Here is a 15,013-nt window from a genome sequence, read left to right as displayed (position 1 = left end):
GAAAGGTATCCGCTGAGCGGCCTTAACACCCGAGAATCACTGATGTGAGTGAACCGCCGGGCAGCCGCACGACTCTCGGTGACGCAGGGTTGGCGGTAGGCGCACGGTTTCGGCCTTGCGGGCCGGGTCGTTGATGCGCGCCAGCAGCAGCCGCACCGCCTGCCGGCCGATCTCCTCGATCGGCTGCGCCATCGTCGTCAGGGGCGGGTCCACCAGGTCGGCCCACTCGACGTCGTCGTAGACGACCACCGGCAGGTCCTGCCCGATCTTGAGCCCGCGCCGCCGCGCTTCGTGCAGCACCCCGACCATCATGCTGTCGTTGCCGACCACCAGGGCGGTCGGCGGCTCGGGCAGCGCCAGCAGCTGGCTGACGGCCAGTGCGCCGCCCTCGTGCGAGGAGTTTCCGCAGGCCACGAGGTCGGCCGACCACGTCAGCCCGGAGCGGCCGAGCCCCAGCCGGTACCCCAGCACGCGCTCCTCGCTGGTCGACAGGCCGGGCGCGCCGCTGATCATGCCGATCCGCCGGTGCCCGAGCGTGGCCAGGTGCGCGGTCAGCGCCGACGTCGCCTGGATGTTCTCCGTACCCACCTGGTCGACGTCGACGCGGGTGGTCAGCCGGTCGATCAGCACTGTCGGGACGTCGAGGGAGACCAGCTCGCCGATCACCGAGCCGTCGCCCGGCGCCGGCGTGATGAGGAGGCCGTCGACGCGACGGGAGCGCAACGTCCGGACCGTGTCACGCTCCGTGTTCACCGTGTCGTGGGTGTCGGCCAGCAGCACGGTGTACCCGTGCGTGGACGCCTCCCGCTCGATCGCCTGCATCAGCGTCGCGAAGTACGGGTTCGCGACGAGCGAGATCGCCATCCCGATCGAGCGGGTGCCGCCGGTGACCAGCGAGCGCGCGATGGCGTCGCCGGTGTAGCCGGTCGTCTCGATCGCCCGCAGCACCGCCGCCTTGGTGTCCTCGGCGACCGCGCGCGTTCCGTTCACCACGTGCGAAACGGTCGTGATCGAGACGCCGGCGAGCTCGGCGATGTCCCGCTGGGTCGGCCGCGATGATCTCGGCTGGGGCATACCAATCCTTACCTGGGGGTAACTCGGCAAGCGTTTGCGCAAACGCTTGCGTCCGGGGTTGAGTCTGTCTACCTTCCCGACCATCGGCAAGCTTCGACCTATAAAAGGGTGGGAACCCATGAGACAGCGAAGTCTCACAGCACTCGCGCTGGCCGCCGTCCTCGCCACGACGACCGGGTGCACCGTGGAACGCCACTGGGGTGGCAACACGAACACCGGTGGCAGTGGAAAGGCGAAGGTCGGCCTGGTCACCAAGACCGACACCAACCCGTACTTCGTGGCGTTGCGCGAATCCGCGAAAGCCACCGCACAGGCCAACGGCGCCGATTTCAGCGCCCTCGCCGGTCAGTTCGACGGCGACAACGACGGCCAGGTCCGCGCCATCGAAAACCTCGTGCAACAGGGCGCGAACACCATCCTCATCACGCCCAGCTCGTCGACCGGCGTGCTGAAGGCGATCAAGGACGCCCGCGACGCCGGGATCCTGGTCATCGCGCTCGACACCGCGACCGAGCCGCCGGACGCCGTCGACGCCACCTTCGCCACCGACAACTTCGCGGCCGGCCAGCAGCAGGGCGCGTACGTCAAGGCGTCGCTCAAGGGCACCCCGCCCAAGCTGCTGATGGTCGACGGCACGGCGGGCAGCTCGGTCGACACCCAGCGCCACGGCGGCTTCCTCAAGGGCATCGGGCTGACCGACGGCTCGCCCGAGATCAAGGGCCACACCGCGGCCAACGGCGACCAGAGCCTCGCCCAGCAGGGCATGGAGAACCTGCTGCAGCGCACCACGGACATCAACGCCGTGTACTCGATGAACGAGCCGATGGGCCGCGGCGCCAACGCGGCGCTGAAGGCCCGCGGGCTCACGAACCAGATCGTCATGGGCTCGATCGACGGCGGCTGCGAAGGAGTCCAGAACGTCAAGGACGGCCTCTACGCCGCGACCGTCATGCAGTTCCCCAAGAAGATGGCCGAGCAGGGTGTGCTCGCCGCCGTCGAGTACGCGAAGACCGGCAAGAAGCCGACCGGCTTCGTCAACACCGGGTCCGCCGTGATCACCGACAAGCCCCTGCCTGGCGTCGAAAGCCACGACACCGCGTGGGGCCTGCAGAACTGCTGGGGAGGCGCGAAATGACCACGGCCACCGTCGCTCGTTCGTCCACAAAGGAACGTGAGTCGCTCGGCGAGTTCCTCCTCCGCGCCCCCGCGGTCGGCCCGGCGCTCGCGCTGATCGTCGCGATCGTGGTGTTCTCGCTGTCCACGGACACCTTCTTCGACCTCGACAACCTCTCCACCGTCGTCCAGCAGTCGCTGGTCGTCGGGACACTCGCGCTGGGCCAGACGCTCGTCATCCTCATCGCGGGCATCGACCTGTCCAACGCGTCGTCGATGGTCGTCGCGACGCTGATCATGGCGAAGCTCGCCGCGGCCGGCACCAACGGCTTCGTCGCGCTGCTGGCCGGCGTCGTGCTGACGATCATCGTCGGCATCTTCATCGGCTCGCTCGCCACGCGCATCAAGCTCCCCGCGTTCATCATCACGCTCGGCACGTTCACCATGCTCACCGCCGTGTCCAAGCTGATCGCCGGCGGCCAGGCCGTGCCGGTGACCGACGGCCTGCTGCAGTGGCTCGGCACCAAGCGCTACCTCTTCGGCGGCATCCCGATCACCTACGGCATGACGCTGGCGCTGCTGATGTACCTCGGGGTCTGGTACGCGCTGACGAAAACCGCGTGGGGCAAGCACGTCTACGCGGTCGGCAACGCGCCGGAGTCCGCGCGGCTGTCCGGCATCAAGGTCAACCGCACGGTCCTGTCGGTGTACATCGTGGCGGGCCTCGCCTTCGGCCTCGCCGCGTGGCAGGCGCTCGGCCGGACGCCGAACGCCGACCCGAACCAGTTCCAGCTCGGCAACCTCGACTCGATCACCGCCGTCGTCCTCGGCGGGACCAGCCTGTTCGGCGGCCGCGGCTCGGTGCTGGGCACGTTGATGGGCGCGCTGGTCGTGGCGGTGCTGCGATCCGGGCTGACGCAGATGAACGTCGACGGCAACTACCAGGACCTCGCCACCGGGGCCCTGCTCATCGCCGCCGTCGTGGTGGACCGGATCGCGAGGAGGCAGCAGTCATGACCGAACCGATCCTGCAGGCCCGTGGCCTGGTGAAACGCTACGGCCGGGTGACCGCCATCGACGGCGCCGACTTCGACCTGCTGCCCGGCGAGGTGCTCGCCGTCGTCGGCGACAACGGCGCCGGGAAGTCGTCGCTCATCAAAACCCTGTCCGGGGCCGTGATCCCGGACGAGGGTGAGATCAAAGTGGACGGTGAGACCGTCCACTTCAAGTCCCCTTTGGACGCTCGCCAGTACGGGATCGAGACGGTGTACCAGGATCTCGCCGTCGCGCCCGCGCTGGACATCGCGTCGAACATGTTCCTCGGCCGCGAGAAACGCATCGGCGGCGCGTTCGGGCTGTTCCGCAAGCTCGACACCGCCACCATGCGGTCCGAGGCGCAGCGGATCCTCGACGAGCTGGGCATCAACATCAAGTCGATCACCCAGCTCGTGGAGACGCTCTCCGGCGGCCAGCGCCAGGGTGTCGCCGTCGCGCGCGCGGCGGCGTTCGGCACCAAGGCCGTGATCATGGACGAGCCCACCGCCGCGCTCGGCGTCGCCGAGTCCGGCAAGGTGCTCGACCTGATCGGCCGGATCCGCGACCGCGGCCTGCCGGTGGTGCTGATCAGCCACAACATGCCGCACGTGTTCGACATCGCCGACCGCATCCACGTGCACCGCCTCGGCAAGCGCGTCGCGGTCGTCTCGCCGAAGACGCACTCGATGAACCAGGTCGTCGGCCTGCTCACGGGGGCGTTGCGGCTCAACGAGAACGGCGAGATCGAAGAGGCGGCTGCCGCGACCCACGTGGCCGGCTTGAAATGAGGGTGCTGCTGGCGGGCTTGTGCACCGTGGACGTCGTCCAGCGGGTCACGGAGCTTCCGGCACCGGGCGAGAAGGTGCAGTCGCTGCAGGTGGACGTCGCGGCCGGGGGGCCCGCGACGAACGCCGCGGTGACGGCCGCCGCGCTCGGGGCCGAGGCGACGCTGCTGACGGTCCTCGGTGCACACCCGCTGGCGGCGCTCGCCCGCGCCGACCTCGAAACCCACGGCGTCGAGGTCGTCGACCTGGCTCCCGAGCACCCCGATCCGCCGCCGGTCAGCGCCGTCGCCGTCCGCGACCGCGACGGCGAGCGCACGGTCGTCTCCCGCAACGCCGAAGACCGCACTGTCCTGGCGAAAGATCGGTTTTTTGGGGCTGACGGGGTTGGTGGGGCTGATGTGGTGCTGCTCGACGGGCATCTTCCGGAACTCGCGCTGGACGTCGCGAAGGCGGCCAGGGCCGCGGGTGTGCCGGTCGTGCTCGACGCCGGGAGCTGGAAGCCCGTGCTCGACGCGCTGCTGCCGCTGGTCGACGTCGCCGCCTGCTCCGCGCACTTCCGGGCACCGGAACCCGGCCTCCACCAGCGGGGCGTGCCGACCGTCATCACCACGTCCGGCCCTGGTCCGGTGCGGTGGACGACCGCGGACGGGCGTTCGGGAGAGGTGCCCGTGCCGGCCGTCGAAGCGCGGGACACACTAGGTGCGGGAGACGTCTGGCACGGCGCGCTCGCCGTCGCCGTGGCGCGAGAACACACGGTGGCGGACCGGATCCGCTTTGCCAACGAGGTGGCCGCCGAACGGGTGCGGTTTGTGGGACCGCGGTCTTGGACGACCGCGATCGCAGGAAGGAACAGGACATGACGGCGTTCGACGACCTGCTCGCCCGGGCCGAGGGGCTGACCGTGCGCGGGCAGCGCAACGTGCTCGGCATCATCGGGGCGCCCGCGTCCGGCAAGACCACGCTGGCCTGGGCGCTGGCCAACGCGCTCGGTTCGCGCGCCGCCGTGGTCGGGATGGACGGCTTCCACCTGGCGCAGGTCGAGCTGCGCCGGCTCGGCCGCGCCGAGCGCAAGGGCGCGCCGGACACCTTCGACGCGGCCGGTTACTACCACCTGATCCGGCGCCTCGCCGAAGGCCGCGAGACGGTGTACGCGCCGGAGTTCCGCCGCGAGATCGAAGAGCCGATCGCGAGCGCGGTCGCCGTCGCCCCGGAGGTCCAGCTGGTCATCACGGAGGGCAACTACCTCCTGCTGCCGGACGACCCGTGGAGCGCCATCCGGCCACTGCTCACCGAGGCCTGGTTCCTCGCGCCGGACGAGCCCGAACGCATCGAACGGCTGGTGTCGCGCCACCGCCGTTACGGCCGTTCGCTCGTCGAGGCGCGCCAGCGGGCCCTCGGCTCGGACCAGCGCAACGCCGACCTGATCACGCAGACGCGGGACCGCGCGGACCTCGTGCTGGAGAACCTCCCGCTGGTCAACTTCGCGCTGTGAGCGTCCTGATCGTCACCGGCGGCAGCCGGGGGATCGGTGCCGCCATCTGTGAGCTGGCCGCATCGCGGGGGTACGACGTCGTCGTCAACTTCTCGGGTGCTGCCGCGCCCGCGGAGGAGGTCGCGGAGCGCGTGCGGGCCTTCGGGCAGCGAGCGCTGGCGGTCCGCGCCGACGTCTCGGCCGAGGACGACGTGCGCGCGTTGTTCGACGCCGCCGCGTCCCTCGGGCCGGTCGACGCGCTGGTCAACAACGCCGCCACCACGGGAAACACCCCCGGCCGGCTCGACGGGTACGAGGTCGACGTCGTCCGGCGCACCCTCGACGTGAACGTCACCGGCGTCTTCCTCTGCTGCCGCGAGGCCGTCCGCCGGATGTCGACGCGGCACGGCGGCGCGGGCGGCGCGATCGTCAACATCTCCTCGACGGCCGCGCGCACCGGCTCGGCCGGGGAGTGGGTGCACTACGCCGCGTCGAAGGCCGCCGTCGACACCCTGACCTTCGGGCTCGCCCAGGAGGTCGCGGGCGAGGAGGTCCGGGTCAACGCCGTCGCGCCCGGGATGATCCACACCGGGCTGCACGCGGCGGCCGGCCTGCCGGACCGGATGGCGAAGTACGCCCCGCTGATCCCGATGGGCCGCGCCGGCCAGCCGAGCGAGATCGCCGAAGCGGTGCTCTGGCTGCTGTCGCCGGCGGCGTCGTTCACCACCGGCGCGGTGCTGGCCGTCGGTGGCGGTCGGTGATCGTGCGCGTACGTTACGATACCTCGAAATAACGGTCGGTCACCAGCGTCCGCGTACTGGGACGGCCGGAGACGGCGAGATCACGATTGTCCCGGGAACTTGGTCACCGACGTTTTGCCAAGCGAACGCTGTGCAACTCTGGGGAGCCGCCACGCGAAAGGACGGCTTCGAAAGCCATGGCGAAACTCATGTCCGTGCACCATCTGGCGCTGACCGTGACCGACGTCGACCGCAGTGTGCCGTGGTACGCCCGGGTCCTGGACCTCGAGGAGGTCACCCGGCGCGAAGAGCCGGACACGGGACTGCGGAAGGTCGTGCTGCGCTCCGCCGGGGACGAGTTCTCCGTCGTGCTGGTGCAGCACGCCGACACCGGCCGACGCGGCTTCGACGAACGCCGGACCGGGCTGGACCACGTCGCGTTCAAGGTGGGTTCGGTGACCGAGCTGGTCGAGTGGGAGGACCGGCTCGCCGAGTTCGGCGTCTCCTACCTGCCGGCCGCGCCGTCGCGCACCTTCGAGGGATCCCGGGTGGTCGTGTTCCGCGACCCCGACGGCATCCAGCTGGAGATCTGGGCCGACCCGGAACTCTGAGTCAGGCGCGCGCGTCGTCCGTCTCATCGGCCTTTTCGACGGGACGGCGCATTTCCTGGCGGTAGCGCAGCACGCCGTACGCGGTCCCGAACACGAAGAACGCCACGCTGGCCCAGAGCGCGGCCGTCTTCAGCCACGGCAGCACGTCCAGCAGGCCGGCGCCGTAGTAGCCGAGCAGCACGAGCGTCGGCACCCAGAGCAGCCCACCGAGCGCCGTCGCCAGCATGAACCGGCGCGGGTCCATCCGGGCGGCCCCGGCGATGAGCGGCGCGAGCGTGCGGATCCACGGGATCCACCGCGCGGCGACGATCGCGAAGAAGCCCCGGCGGTCCAGGAACTCCTGCGCGCGCTCGAGGCTCTGCCGGTTGAGCACCTTGCCGTCGCGCCGCGCGATCAGCTTGGAGCCACCGGTGCGCCCGATGTAGTAACCGATCTGGTTGCCGAGCACGGCGACGATCAGCGCGGCGCCCGACAGCAGCCACGCGTTGAGGTCCGAGCCGTGCTGGGCCAGCACGACGCCGGCGCCGAACAGCAGCGAGTCGCCGGGCAGGAACAGCCCGATGATCAGCGCGCATTCGACGAGCACGAAGCTCAGCACGATCACCCAGACGAGCACGGGCCCGGCGGTGTCCAGCCAGCTCACGCCGACGCCCGCGGCCTCCACGCTCACGACGTTCACCCCCGAAGCCTACGTGCCCCAGGTGAACGCCCCGCGGCCAACGACCGAATCGAGCGGTCCGGAAGCCGCGCCCCGCACCAACCGTGAAGGCCCCCTCACCAGCGGTGAGGGGGCCTTCGACGTGGGTTTCTCAGAACTGCGGCAGTGACTCGCCCTGGACCGCTTCGATGTCCAGCTCGACCTTCACCGTCGTGCCGACCGCCGCGACGCCGGCGCGGACCATCGCGCTGTAGTTGATCGCGAAGTCGTTGCGGTGCAGCTGCGTCTCGGCGTGGAACGCGACGCGGACGCCGCCCCACGGGTCCGGGCCCCAGCCGCCGTAGGTCAGCTCCAGCTCGATCTCGCGGCGCTCGCCGTGCAGCGTGAGGTCGCCGACCAGCGTCCACGAGTCCACGCCGCGCTGGCGCATCCCCCGGCTCGCGAACGTGATCACCGGGTGGACGTCGACGTCGAGGAAGTCCGGCGACCGCAGGTGGTCGTCGCGCATCCGGATGCCGGTGTCGATGCTCGCCGCCTTGATCTCGGCGTGCACCGACGACTGCTCGGCCGGGCGGCCGATCTCGAGCCGGCCCGACACGTCCGGGAACCGCGCCTTGATGCTCGCGATGCCCAGGTGACGGGCGGTCGCGACGACCGACGAGTGCATCGGGTCGATCGTCCACGCCCCGGCGGGCGGCAGGTCGATCGCCTCGGCGACCGGGGCCAGCACGACGTCGCCGAGCGAGCCGGTGCCGTCCGAGGCGATCTGCGCCATCCGGGCGACCGGGGTGTACCCGGCCGCCGTGACGACCGCGGTGTAGGTGCCCGGCGCGAGCGCGTCGGTGGCCACCTCGCCGCGGACGTCGGCCGCCTGCCGCGAGACCTGGCGCCCGGCCGGGTCCGTGACGGTGAGCACCGCGTGCTCCACCGCCCAGCCCTCGGCCGTGCGCAGGGTGGCGCGCAGTCCGGTCATGACCGGTCGACCAGCTCGTCGAGGGCCTGGTCGTAGCTCAGCCGGACGTCGTGGTCCGCTTCGCCACCGGTCAGCTCCACCTGGCTGGTCGCCGGCGGGTAGCCGCTCGCGACCACGGTGTAGGCGCCCGCGGGCAGGTCGCTGACCAGGTACCGGCCTTCGCTGTCGGTCCGGGCCACGGCGGCCACGTTGCCTTCGGGGTCGAGCACGGTGATCCGCGCGTCCGGGACGATCCGGTCGCCCTCGGTCCGCGCGGTGCCCGCGAGGAGCACCGAGCTGGCCAGCTCGACGTCGTGGCGCAGCACGCCGCTGTCCGGCACGGTGAGCGTCACCGCGACGGGCCGGTAGCCCGGGCCGCTGGCGACCAGGGTGTAGGCCCCGGCGCCGACGCCGATGAAGGCGTAGGTGCCGTCCGTGGTCGTGATGAACGCGCCGTTCACCTCGCCGCGGCTGTCGGTCAGGGTGACCGTGACGCTCGCCAGCGGCGCGCCGGTGGCGGCGGCCTTCACGGTGCCGGTCAGCTCGCCGGACCCGGTGAGCGTGACGTCGACCGTCGCCGGCCCGTTGCCGATCACGACGCTGGAGGCCTGCGGCTGGTGGCCGTGGGCCGACACGATCAGGACGTACGCGCCCGGGCCCTGGCTGGGCACCGAGTAGCTGCCGTCGCCCGATCCGGTGGCCCGCGCGACCTGGCGGCCGCGCTGGTCGATCAGGGTGAGCGCGGCGCCCGCGACGTGGCTGCCGTCCTGGCGGCGCACGTGCCCGATGACCGGCACGCCACCCGCGCCGACCGGCGTGTCGATTTCGGCGTCCGAGATCGAGTTCGTGATCGGCAGCGCGCCCGACACGGCCTGGTAGTCACCGTGCCCGTTGCTCAGTGCGTGCTTCCCGCCGCCCACGAGCGCCGGTTCGCGGTCGAGCGGGCGGACCGGCTCGACGATCTCGGTGGGCGCGTCCGCGAAGTCGTCGGCCTCGGCATCGGCGTCGAGGAACGCTTCGCCGCCTTCGACCGCCGCCGCGGCGGGGTTCATCCCGGCCAGCGGGATCTCCTTCATGAACAGCAGCACGACGGTGGCCAGCAGGGCCACCGCGCCCGCGACGTAGAACACCGTGGTGATCGACTCGGTGAAGCCGATCAGCACCGGGGTCTTGATCGCCTCGGGCAGGTCCTGGATGCCGCTGGTGTTCTCGGACAGGTTGGCGACCCCGGCACCCGCACCCGCCGGCAGCTTGCCGCCGAAGGCCTTGGTGATGTTCGGGCCCAGCGTGTTGAACAGGATCGTCAGGAAGATCGCGACACCGGCGGTACCACCGATCTGGCGGAAGAACGTCGCCGACGCGGTCGAGGCGCCCATGTCACTGCGCGGGCCGGCGTTCTGCACCGCGATGACCAGCGTCTGCATGCACTGGCCGAGGCCGAGGCCGATGATGGCCGCGGCGACCAGCGGGTGCCACAGCGCCGAGTTGTACTCGACCTGCGCGAAGAAGAACGCGCCGACCGCGATCAGCAGGGTGCCGAGGATCGGGAAGATCTTGTAGTGCCCGGTCTTGGACGTGATCCGGCCGGAGACGATCGAGCTGGTCATGATGCCCGCCATCAGCGGCAGCATCAGCAACCCGGACTCGGTCGGCGTGTAGCCCTGCACGACCTGCATGAACTGCGGGATCATCGTGATCGCGCCGAACATCGCCACACCGACGATGACACCGCCGATGATGGCCACGGTGAACGTCGAGTTCTTGAACAGCCGCAGCGGGATCAGCGCGGCGTCCTTCATCAGCCGTTCGATCAGGATGAACGCGATCACGCCGACGCCGCCAACGACGTAGCAGAGGATCGCCTTGCCGTCGCCCCAGCCCCACTTCTGGCCCTGCTCGGCGACGATCAGGAACGGCACGACCGCGACGACGAGCGCCAGCGCGCCCCACCAGTCGATCTTCTGGTCGTGGCGCTCGTGCGGCACGTTCAGCACCTTCGCCACGACGAACAGCGCGATGATGCCGATCGGGACGTTGATCAGGAAGACCCAGCGCCAGCCGGAGATGCCGGCCAGGGTGTCGAAGCCGGCGAAGAAGCCGCCCAGCACCGGGCCCAGCACGGTCGAGAGACCGAACACGGCGAGGATGTAACCCTGGTACCGCGGGCGTTCCCGCGGCGGGACGACGTCACCGATGATGGTCATGGCCAGCGACATCAGACCGCCGGCGCCGAGGCCCTGGACCGCGCGGAACGAGGCCAGCTCGTACATCGACGTCGAGAAGCTCGAGGCCAGCGAACCGGCGACGAAGATCGTGATCGCGGCGAGGTAGAACGGCTTGCGGCCGTAGATGTCGGACAGCTTGCCGTAGATCGGCGTGACGATCGTCGAGGTGATCAGGTACGCCGTGGTGGCCCACGCCTGCAGGTCGAAGCCGTGCAGGTCGTTGGCGATCTTGACGATCGACGTGCCGACGATCGTCTGGTCGAGCGCCGCCAGGAACATGCCGCACATCAGCCCGCTCAGGATCGTGACGATCTGGCGGTGGCTCAGCTGCGGCAAGGCCTTCGACGGCAATGGCAGATCGGGTTTTTCGACGGTGGTGCTCATGCAGTGGCCCCCTTGGCCGGTGCAGCGGTCGGCGCCTGCGCGTCCGCCAGCTGTGGAGAGTGTTTCTCGATACCTGTGTTGAGCCGGCCGAAGAGCCGGTTGAGGTTCTGGCGGTCCGTTTCCGACCAGTCCTCGAGCACTTCGGCCAGCCACTGATTGCGTTGCTTGCGGTTCTCTTCGAACACCCGGAGGCCCTCGGCTGTCGGCGCGAGCAGGCAGGCCCGCCCGTCCTCGGGGTCGGCCTGGCGCTCGACCAGGCCGTGCTGGACGAGCGAGCTCGACTGCCTGCTGATCGTCGAGATCTCGGCGTGCAGCGACTCGGCCAGCCGGCTGGTGCGCTGCGGGCCCTCGTGGATGAGGGTGAAGAGGATCGCGTAGGCCGCCCGCTCGATCCCGTCCGGTCCCTGCTTGGAGACCTGGGACTTCGCCTTGTTGATCAACCGGATGAAGCGCACGAGCTCATGGCCGAGCGAGTCGGCCAGATCCAGTTCGGCCCGTGGCCGGGCTGCTGCTGAGCTGTCGGGTGCCATGGTTGGTCCTCACGCGGCTTTGGTTGGCGGCTGCAACTAGTTGCCTCAGGCAAGGATGTGCCTTCGCGGACGGTTCTGCAAGCGAGGACCGGCCCGATGTGTCACAACACACTTTAGTTGCCGTATGCAAGCAGATTCCCGTGCCCCAGTTTGTCGCTTCTGTGCGGTTCGAGGGCGCTGAGCTGCGCTTATGGGTGACACTCGGCCGTGTGAGCGCGTCCTCCGGACTGCGGAACAACGACGGCGCCGACGGGTTGGAAGGGGTATGACCGACGACACAGCGTTGAGGGAATTCATCACCGCGCGCCGCCACGGCGTCCTGGCCACCATCCGCCGCGACGGCCGGCCGCAGCTGTCCACCATCACCCACCTCTACAACCCGGAGAGCGACACCGTCACCGCGTCCATCACCGAGACCCGGGCGAAGACGAAGAACATGCGCCGCGACCCGCGGGTGACCTACCACGTGGGCAGCGAGGACGGCTGGAGCTACGTGGTCGCCGAGGCCCGCGCGGAGCTGACGCAGCCGGCCGCCGCGCCGGACGACGCGACCGTGGAGGCGCTGGTCGACTACTACCGCCGCGCGGCGGGCGAGCACCCGAACTGGGCCGAGTACCGCGAGGCGATGGTCACCGACCAGCGCGTCCTGCTGACCCTGCACTTCGACAAGGTCTTCGGCGTGATCCGCTGACCCGGGCGTGTCCTGAAGGGCACCCTCATGGCTTGTATGTCCCTGAAGGTGCCCTTCACGGCATTGCGCGGACCGGGCGGATTCGAAAGAAGATTTCCGCAGTGCGGACTATCCGGGCTTACCATGAAGTCATGAGCGACGAAGCTTTGGTCACCCGGCTCCGCGACCTGCTCGGCAAGAGCGCCGTGCTCACCGACTCCGACGTCACGGCGTCGTATTCGCGCGACATGATGCCGCTCGCGCCGTCGGGCACGCCGCTGGCCGTGGTGCTGCCCGAGAACACCGAGCAGGTGCAGGCCGTCGTGAAGGCCTGCGCCGAGGCGAAGGTGCCGATCGTGCCGCGCGGGGCGGGGAGCGGGCTGTCCGGCGCCGCCAACGCCATCGAGGGCTGCGTGGTGCTCGCGCTGACCAAGCTCAACGAGATCGTCGAGATCGACGCCGGGAACCGGCTGGCCGTCGTCCAGCCCGGGGTCGTCAACCTGGACTTCCGCAACGCCGTCGAGAAGCACGGCCTCTTCTACCCGCCGGACCCGTCGAGCTACGACTGGTGCACCCTCGGCGGCAACCTCGCCACCAACGCCGGCGGCCTCTGCTGCGTGAAGTACGGCGTCACCACCGACTCCGTCCTCGGCCTCGAGGTCGTCCTGGCGGACGGCGAGATCCTCCGGACCGGGCGCCGGACCGTGAAGGGGGTCGCCGGGTACGACCTCGCGCGGCTGTTCGTCGGCAGCGAGGGCACGCTCGGCGTCATCACGCAGGCGACCGTGCAGCTCAAGCCGCTGCCCCAGGCGCCGGCGACGTTCGTCGCGGGCTTCAGCAGCACCGAAGCCGCCGGTGAGGCCGTCGCGCGGGTCGTCCGCGAAGGGCTTGTGCCGTCGCTGCTGGAGATCATGGACGCGTCCTCGATCAAGGCGTCCGAGGCCTACCTCAAGACCGACCTCGGCGCGGGTTCGGACTGCCGGGCCCTGCTGCTCGGCCAGTCCGACGCCGGCGGCGAGGTCGCCCGCCGCGAGCTGGCCAAGCTCGAGCAGATCTGCGTCGACTGCGGGGCCGACCTCGCGTACACCACCGAGGACCTCGAAGAAGGCCGGATGCTGCTGCAGGCCCGCCGGGTCGTGCTGACGGCCCTGGAGACCTACGGCCTCTGGCTCACCGACGACGTCTGCGTGCCGCGCACGCGCATCGCCGAGCTCATCCGCGGCTGCGAAAAGGTCAGCGAAGACGTCGGCCTGCGGATCGCCGTGGTCGGGCACGCCGGCGACGGCAACATGCACCCCACGATCGTCTACCGGCCCGAAGACCCGGACGAGTTCGCCCGCGCCCAGCGCGCGTTCGACGAGATCCTCGAGATCGGGCTCTCGCTCGGCGGTACCGTGACCGGCGAACACGGCGTCGGCAAGATCAAGCGCGAGTGGCTGGAACGCGAGATCGGTCCGGTCGGGATGCGCGTCCACCGGGAGATCAAGCGGGCCCTCGACCCGGAGAACCTGTTCAACCCGGGCTCGATGTTCTCGATGACCTGATCCGCGGAATGGCGAAGGGCCCTCACCGCCGACCGGTGAGGGCCCTTCGCCGTTTCTACGGAAAGAGTCAGTCCTTGATGCGCGGGATGCGCTGCGTGACCTCGGGGTCGGACGACGCCATCGCGGCCGACGCCTTCTTCTCGCGCCGCGACTTGAGGTACTCGAACAGGATCGGGACGACCGAGACCAGCACGATCAGCACGAAGATCGAGTCGACGTTGTTCCGGATGAAGCCGATGTTCCCGAGCAGCGACCCGAGGATCGTGATGCCCGCGGCCCACAGGATGCCGCCGATGACCGTGTACGTGAAGTAACGCTTCGGATCCATCCGGCCGATGCCGGCGATCCAGGTGATGAACGTCCGGACGAAGGGCACGAACCGGGCCAGCACGACCGCCTTGGGGCCGTGCTTCTCCAGGAACTCGTGCGTCTTGTCGATGTACTCGCGCTTGAAGAACTTCGAGTCCGGCCGGTTGAACAGCTTGGGCCCGGCGAAGTAGCCGAGGTAGTACCCGACGACGTTGCCGAGCAGCGCCGCGACCGTGACCAGCACACACACCAGCCACAGCGAGGCGTCGAGGGTGCCGTTCGCGATGAACAGGCCGGCGGTGAACAGCAGGGAGTCACCGGGCAGCACCGGGAAGATGCTGCTCTCGATGAAGATGATCAGGCACAGCACCGCCAGGACCGGCGTAGTCAGGCCGCTCAGCAAGTGCTGCGGGTCCAGCCATGACGGCAGCAGCGACATCGTGTTGACCGTGCTCTGGGCGAGAATCACCTCAAAAACGGTACAGGGTCACCCTGAGTGCCTGATAAGACCCGTTCAGACCAGGGTGAGCAGGCCCACCACGGACCCCGCGGCGAGGCCCAGCAGGACCGCCAGCATCAGGATCCAGTACGCCGGGAGCTGCGCGCCGGACGACGCCGGCTGCCGGACGGTCTCCGGCTCCGGGCGCGGGGTGAACGTCGTGGGCGCGTCGGCGTCGGCGTCGTCCAGCGCCGCGCGTTCCCGCTCGAGGGAGTCCGCGCTGGCGCCGGAAAGCAGCCCGTACGCCGAGGGCAGCTCGGCGGGGGTGGCCAGCGCGTCCGTGGGCACGGCGTCGGTACCCGGCTCGGAGTCCCGGGCCGGGGCGGGCGACACCTGCGGGGCGAAGACGGCTTGCGCGCGAAGGGCGTCCGCCAGCAGCTGCTCGGGGTCCTTCGGCTCGCTCATCCCGCCCG

At 70.1% G+C, this 15,013-nt stretch carries 16 protein-coding genes; 9 read left to right on the top strand and 7 right to left on the bottom strand.

The genetic code is table 11. From position 1 onward, the window contains the following. Positions 1 to 36 precede the first annotated feature (36 nt). On the bottom strand, positions 37 to 1,074 hold the full coding sequence (locus OG439_RS37125) for a LacI family DNA-binding transcriptional regulator (RefSeq protein ID WP_247059310.1): 1,038 nt from the start codon (positions 1,072 to 1,074) through the stop codon (positions 37 to 39). A 118-nt stretch (positions 1,075 to 1,192) separates the two neighbouring features. Between OG439_RS37125 and OG439_RS37120 the strand changes: the two genes are divergently transcribed. The 7 genes from OG439_RS37120 (at position 1,193) to OG439_RS37090 (ending at position 6,829) form a co-directional block, all read left to right on the top strand. Then, entirely contained in the window at positions 1,193 to 2,209 is a 1,017-nt protein-coding gene (locus tag OG439_RS37120) for a substrate-binding domain-containing protein (protein ID WP_326945234.1), read from the top strand. Then, positions 2,206 to 3,204 carry an ABC transporter permease gene (locus OG439_RS37115; protein WP_326945233.1) on the top strand — a complete coding sequence of 333 codons (999 nt, stop codon included), beginning with the start codon at positions 2,206 to 2,208 and terminating at the stop codon, positions 3,202 to 3,204. The genes OG439_RS37120 and OG439_RS37115 overlap by 4 nt, the downstream gene beginning before the upstream one ends. Next, positions 3,201 to 4,010, top strand: coding sequence for an ATP-binding cassette domain-containing protein (locus OG439_RS37110; protein ID WP_247059304.1), 810 nt, complete (start codon positions 3,201 to 3,203; stop codon positions 4,008 to 4,010). The genes OG439_RS37115 and OG439_RS37110 overlap by 4 nt, the downstream gene beginning before the upstream one ends. After that, a complete protein-coding gene (locus tag OG439_RS37105) occupies positions 4,007 to 4,867 on the top strand; it encodes a PfkB family carbohydrate kinase (RefSeq protein ID WP_326945232.1) in 861 nt (286 codons plus the stop codon). The genes OG439_RS37110 and OG439_RS37105 overlap by 4 nt, the downstream gene beginning before the upstream one ends. Beyond that, positions 4,864 to 5,499: a nucleoside/nucleotide kinase family protein gene (locus OG439_RS37100; RefSeq protein ID WP_326945231.1), complete on the top strand. Its 636-nt coding sequence runs from the start codon at positions 4,864 to 4,866 to the stop codon at positions 5,497 to 5,499. The genes OG439_RS37105 and OG439_RS37100 overlap by 4 nt, the downstream gene beginning before the upstream one ends. Next, positions 5,496 to 6,239 carry an SDR family oxidoreductase gene (locus tag OG439_RS37095; RefSeq protein ID WP_326945230.1) on the top strand — a complete coding sequence of 248 codons (744 nt, stop codon included), beginning with the start codon at positions 5,496 to 5,498 and terminating at the stop codon, positions 6,237 to 6,239. The genes OG439_RS37100 and OG439_RS37095 overlap by 4 nt, the downstream gene beginning before the upstream one ends. A gap of 176 nt (positions 6,240 to 6,415) precedes the next feature. Next, positions 6,416 to 6,829, top strand: coding sequence for a VOC family protein (locus tag OG439_RS37090; protein ID WP_247059298.1), 414 nt, complete (start codon positions 6,416 to 6,418; stop codon positions 6,827 to 6,829). 1 nt (position 6,830) lies between these two features. Here the strand turns inward: OG439_RS37090 and OG439_RS37085 are convergent, their stop codons facing one another. The 4 genes from OG439_RS37085 to OG439_RS37070 all read right to left on the bottom strand — a co-directional run bounded on the left by OG439_RS37085 (position 6,831) and on the right by OG439_RS37070 (position 11,578). After that, positions 6,831 to 7,508: a DedA family protein gene (locus OG439_RS37085; RefSeq protein WP_326945229.1), complete on the bottom strand. Its 678-nt coding sequence runs from the start codon at positions 7,506 to 7,508 to the stop codon at positions 6,831 to 6,833. 130 nt (positions 7,509 to 7,638) lie between these two features. Next, entirely contained in the window at positions 7,639 to 8,460 is an 822-nt protein-coding gene (locus OG439_RS37080; protein ID WP_326945228.1) for a YceI family protein, read from the bottom strand. Continuing rightward, positions 8,457 to 11,048 carry an MFS transporter gene (locus OG439_RS37075; RefSeq protein WP_326945227.1) on the bottom strand — a complete coding sequence of 864 codons (2,592 nt, stop codon included), beginning with the start codon at positions 11,046 to 11,048 and terminating at the stop codon, positions 8,457 to 8,459. Before OG439_RS37075 ends, OG439_RS37080 begins: the two co-directional genes overlap by 4 nt. Continuing rightward, entirely contained in the window at positions 11,045 to 11,578 is a 534-nt protein-coding gene (locus tag OG439_RS37070) for a MarR family winged helix-turn-helix transcriptional regulator (protein WP_247059290.1), read from the bottom strand. The genes OG439_RS37075 and OG439_RS37070 overlap by 4 nt, the downstream gene beginning before the upstream one ends. 265 nt (positions 11,579 to 11,843) lie before the next feature. On the opposite strand from OG439_RS37070, the gene OG439_RS37065 reads away from it, so the two are divergent. Further along, positions 11,844 to 12,269 (top strand): PPOX class F420-dependent oxidoreductase, encoded by a 426-nt coding sequence (locus tag OG439_RS37065; RefSeq protein ID WP_326945226.1) that lies wholly within the window; start codon positions 11,844 to 11,846, stop codon positions 12,267 to 12,269. 131 nt (positions 12,270 to 12,400) lie between these two features. Continuing rightward, positions 12,401 to 13,792, top strand: coding sequence for an FAD-binding oxidoreductase (locus OG439_RS37060; protein ID WP_326945225.1), 1,392 nt, complete (start codon positions 12,401 to 12,403; stop codon positions 13,790 to 13,792). 67 nt (positions 13,793 to 13,859) lie between these two features. Here OG439_RS37060 and OG439_RS37055 read toward each other — a convergent pair whose 3' ends face one another. Continuing rightward, positions 13,860 to 14,570 (bottom strand): DedA family protein, encoded by a 711-nt coding sequence (locus OG439_RS37055; RefSeq protein ID WP_326945224.1) that lies wholly within the window; start codon positions 14,568 to 14,570, stop codon positions 13,860 to 13,862. 45 nt (positions 14,571 to 14,615) lie between these two features. Then, on the bottom strand, positions 14,616 to 15,005 hold the full coding sequence (locus tag OG439_RS37050) for a hypothetical protein (RefSeq protein ID WP_326945223.1): 390 nt from the start codon (positions 15,003 to 15,005) through the stop codon (positions 14,616 to 14,618). Between the last annotated feature and the right edge of the window lie 8 nt (positions 15,006 to 15,013).

This window comes from Amycolatopsis sp. NBC_01307 (genome assembly GCF_035975215.1).
Classification (GTDB): Bacteria; Actinomycetota; Actinomycetes; order Mycobacteriales; family Pseudonocardiaceae; genus Amycolatopsis.
The sequence above is the reverse complement of the archived record's forward strand: the minus strand, read 5'-3'. Positions and strand labels throughout refer to the sequence as shown.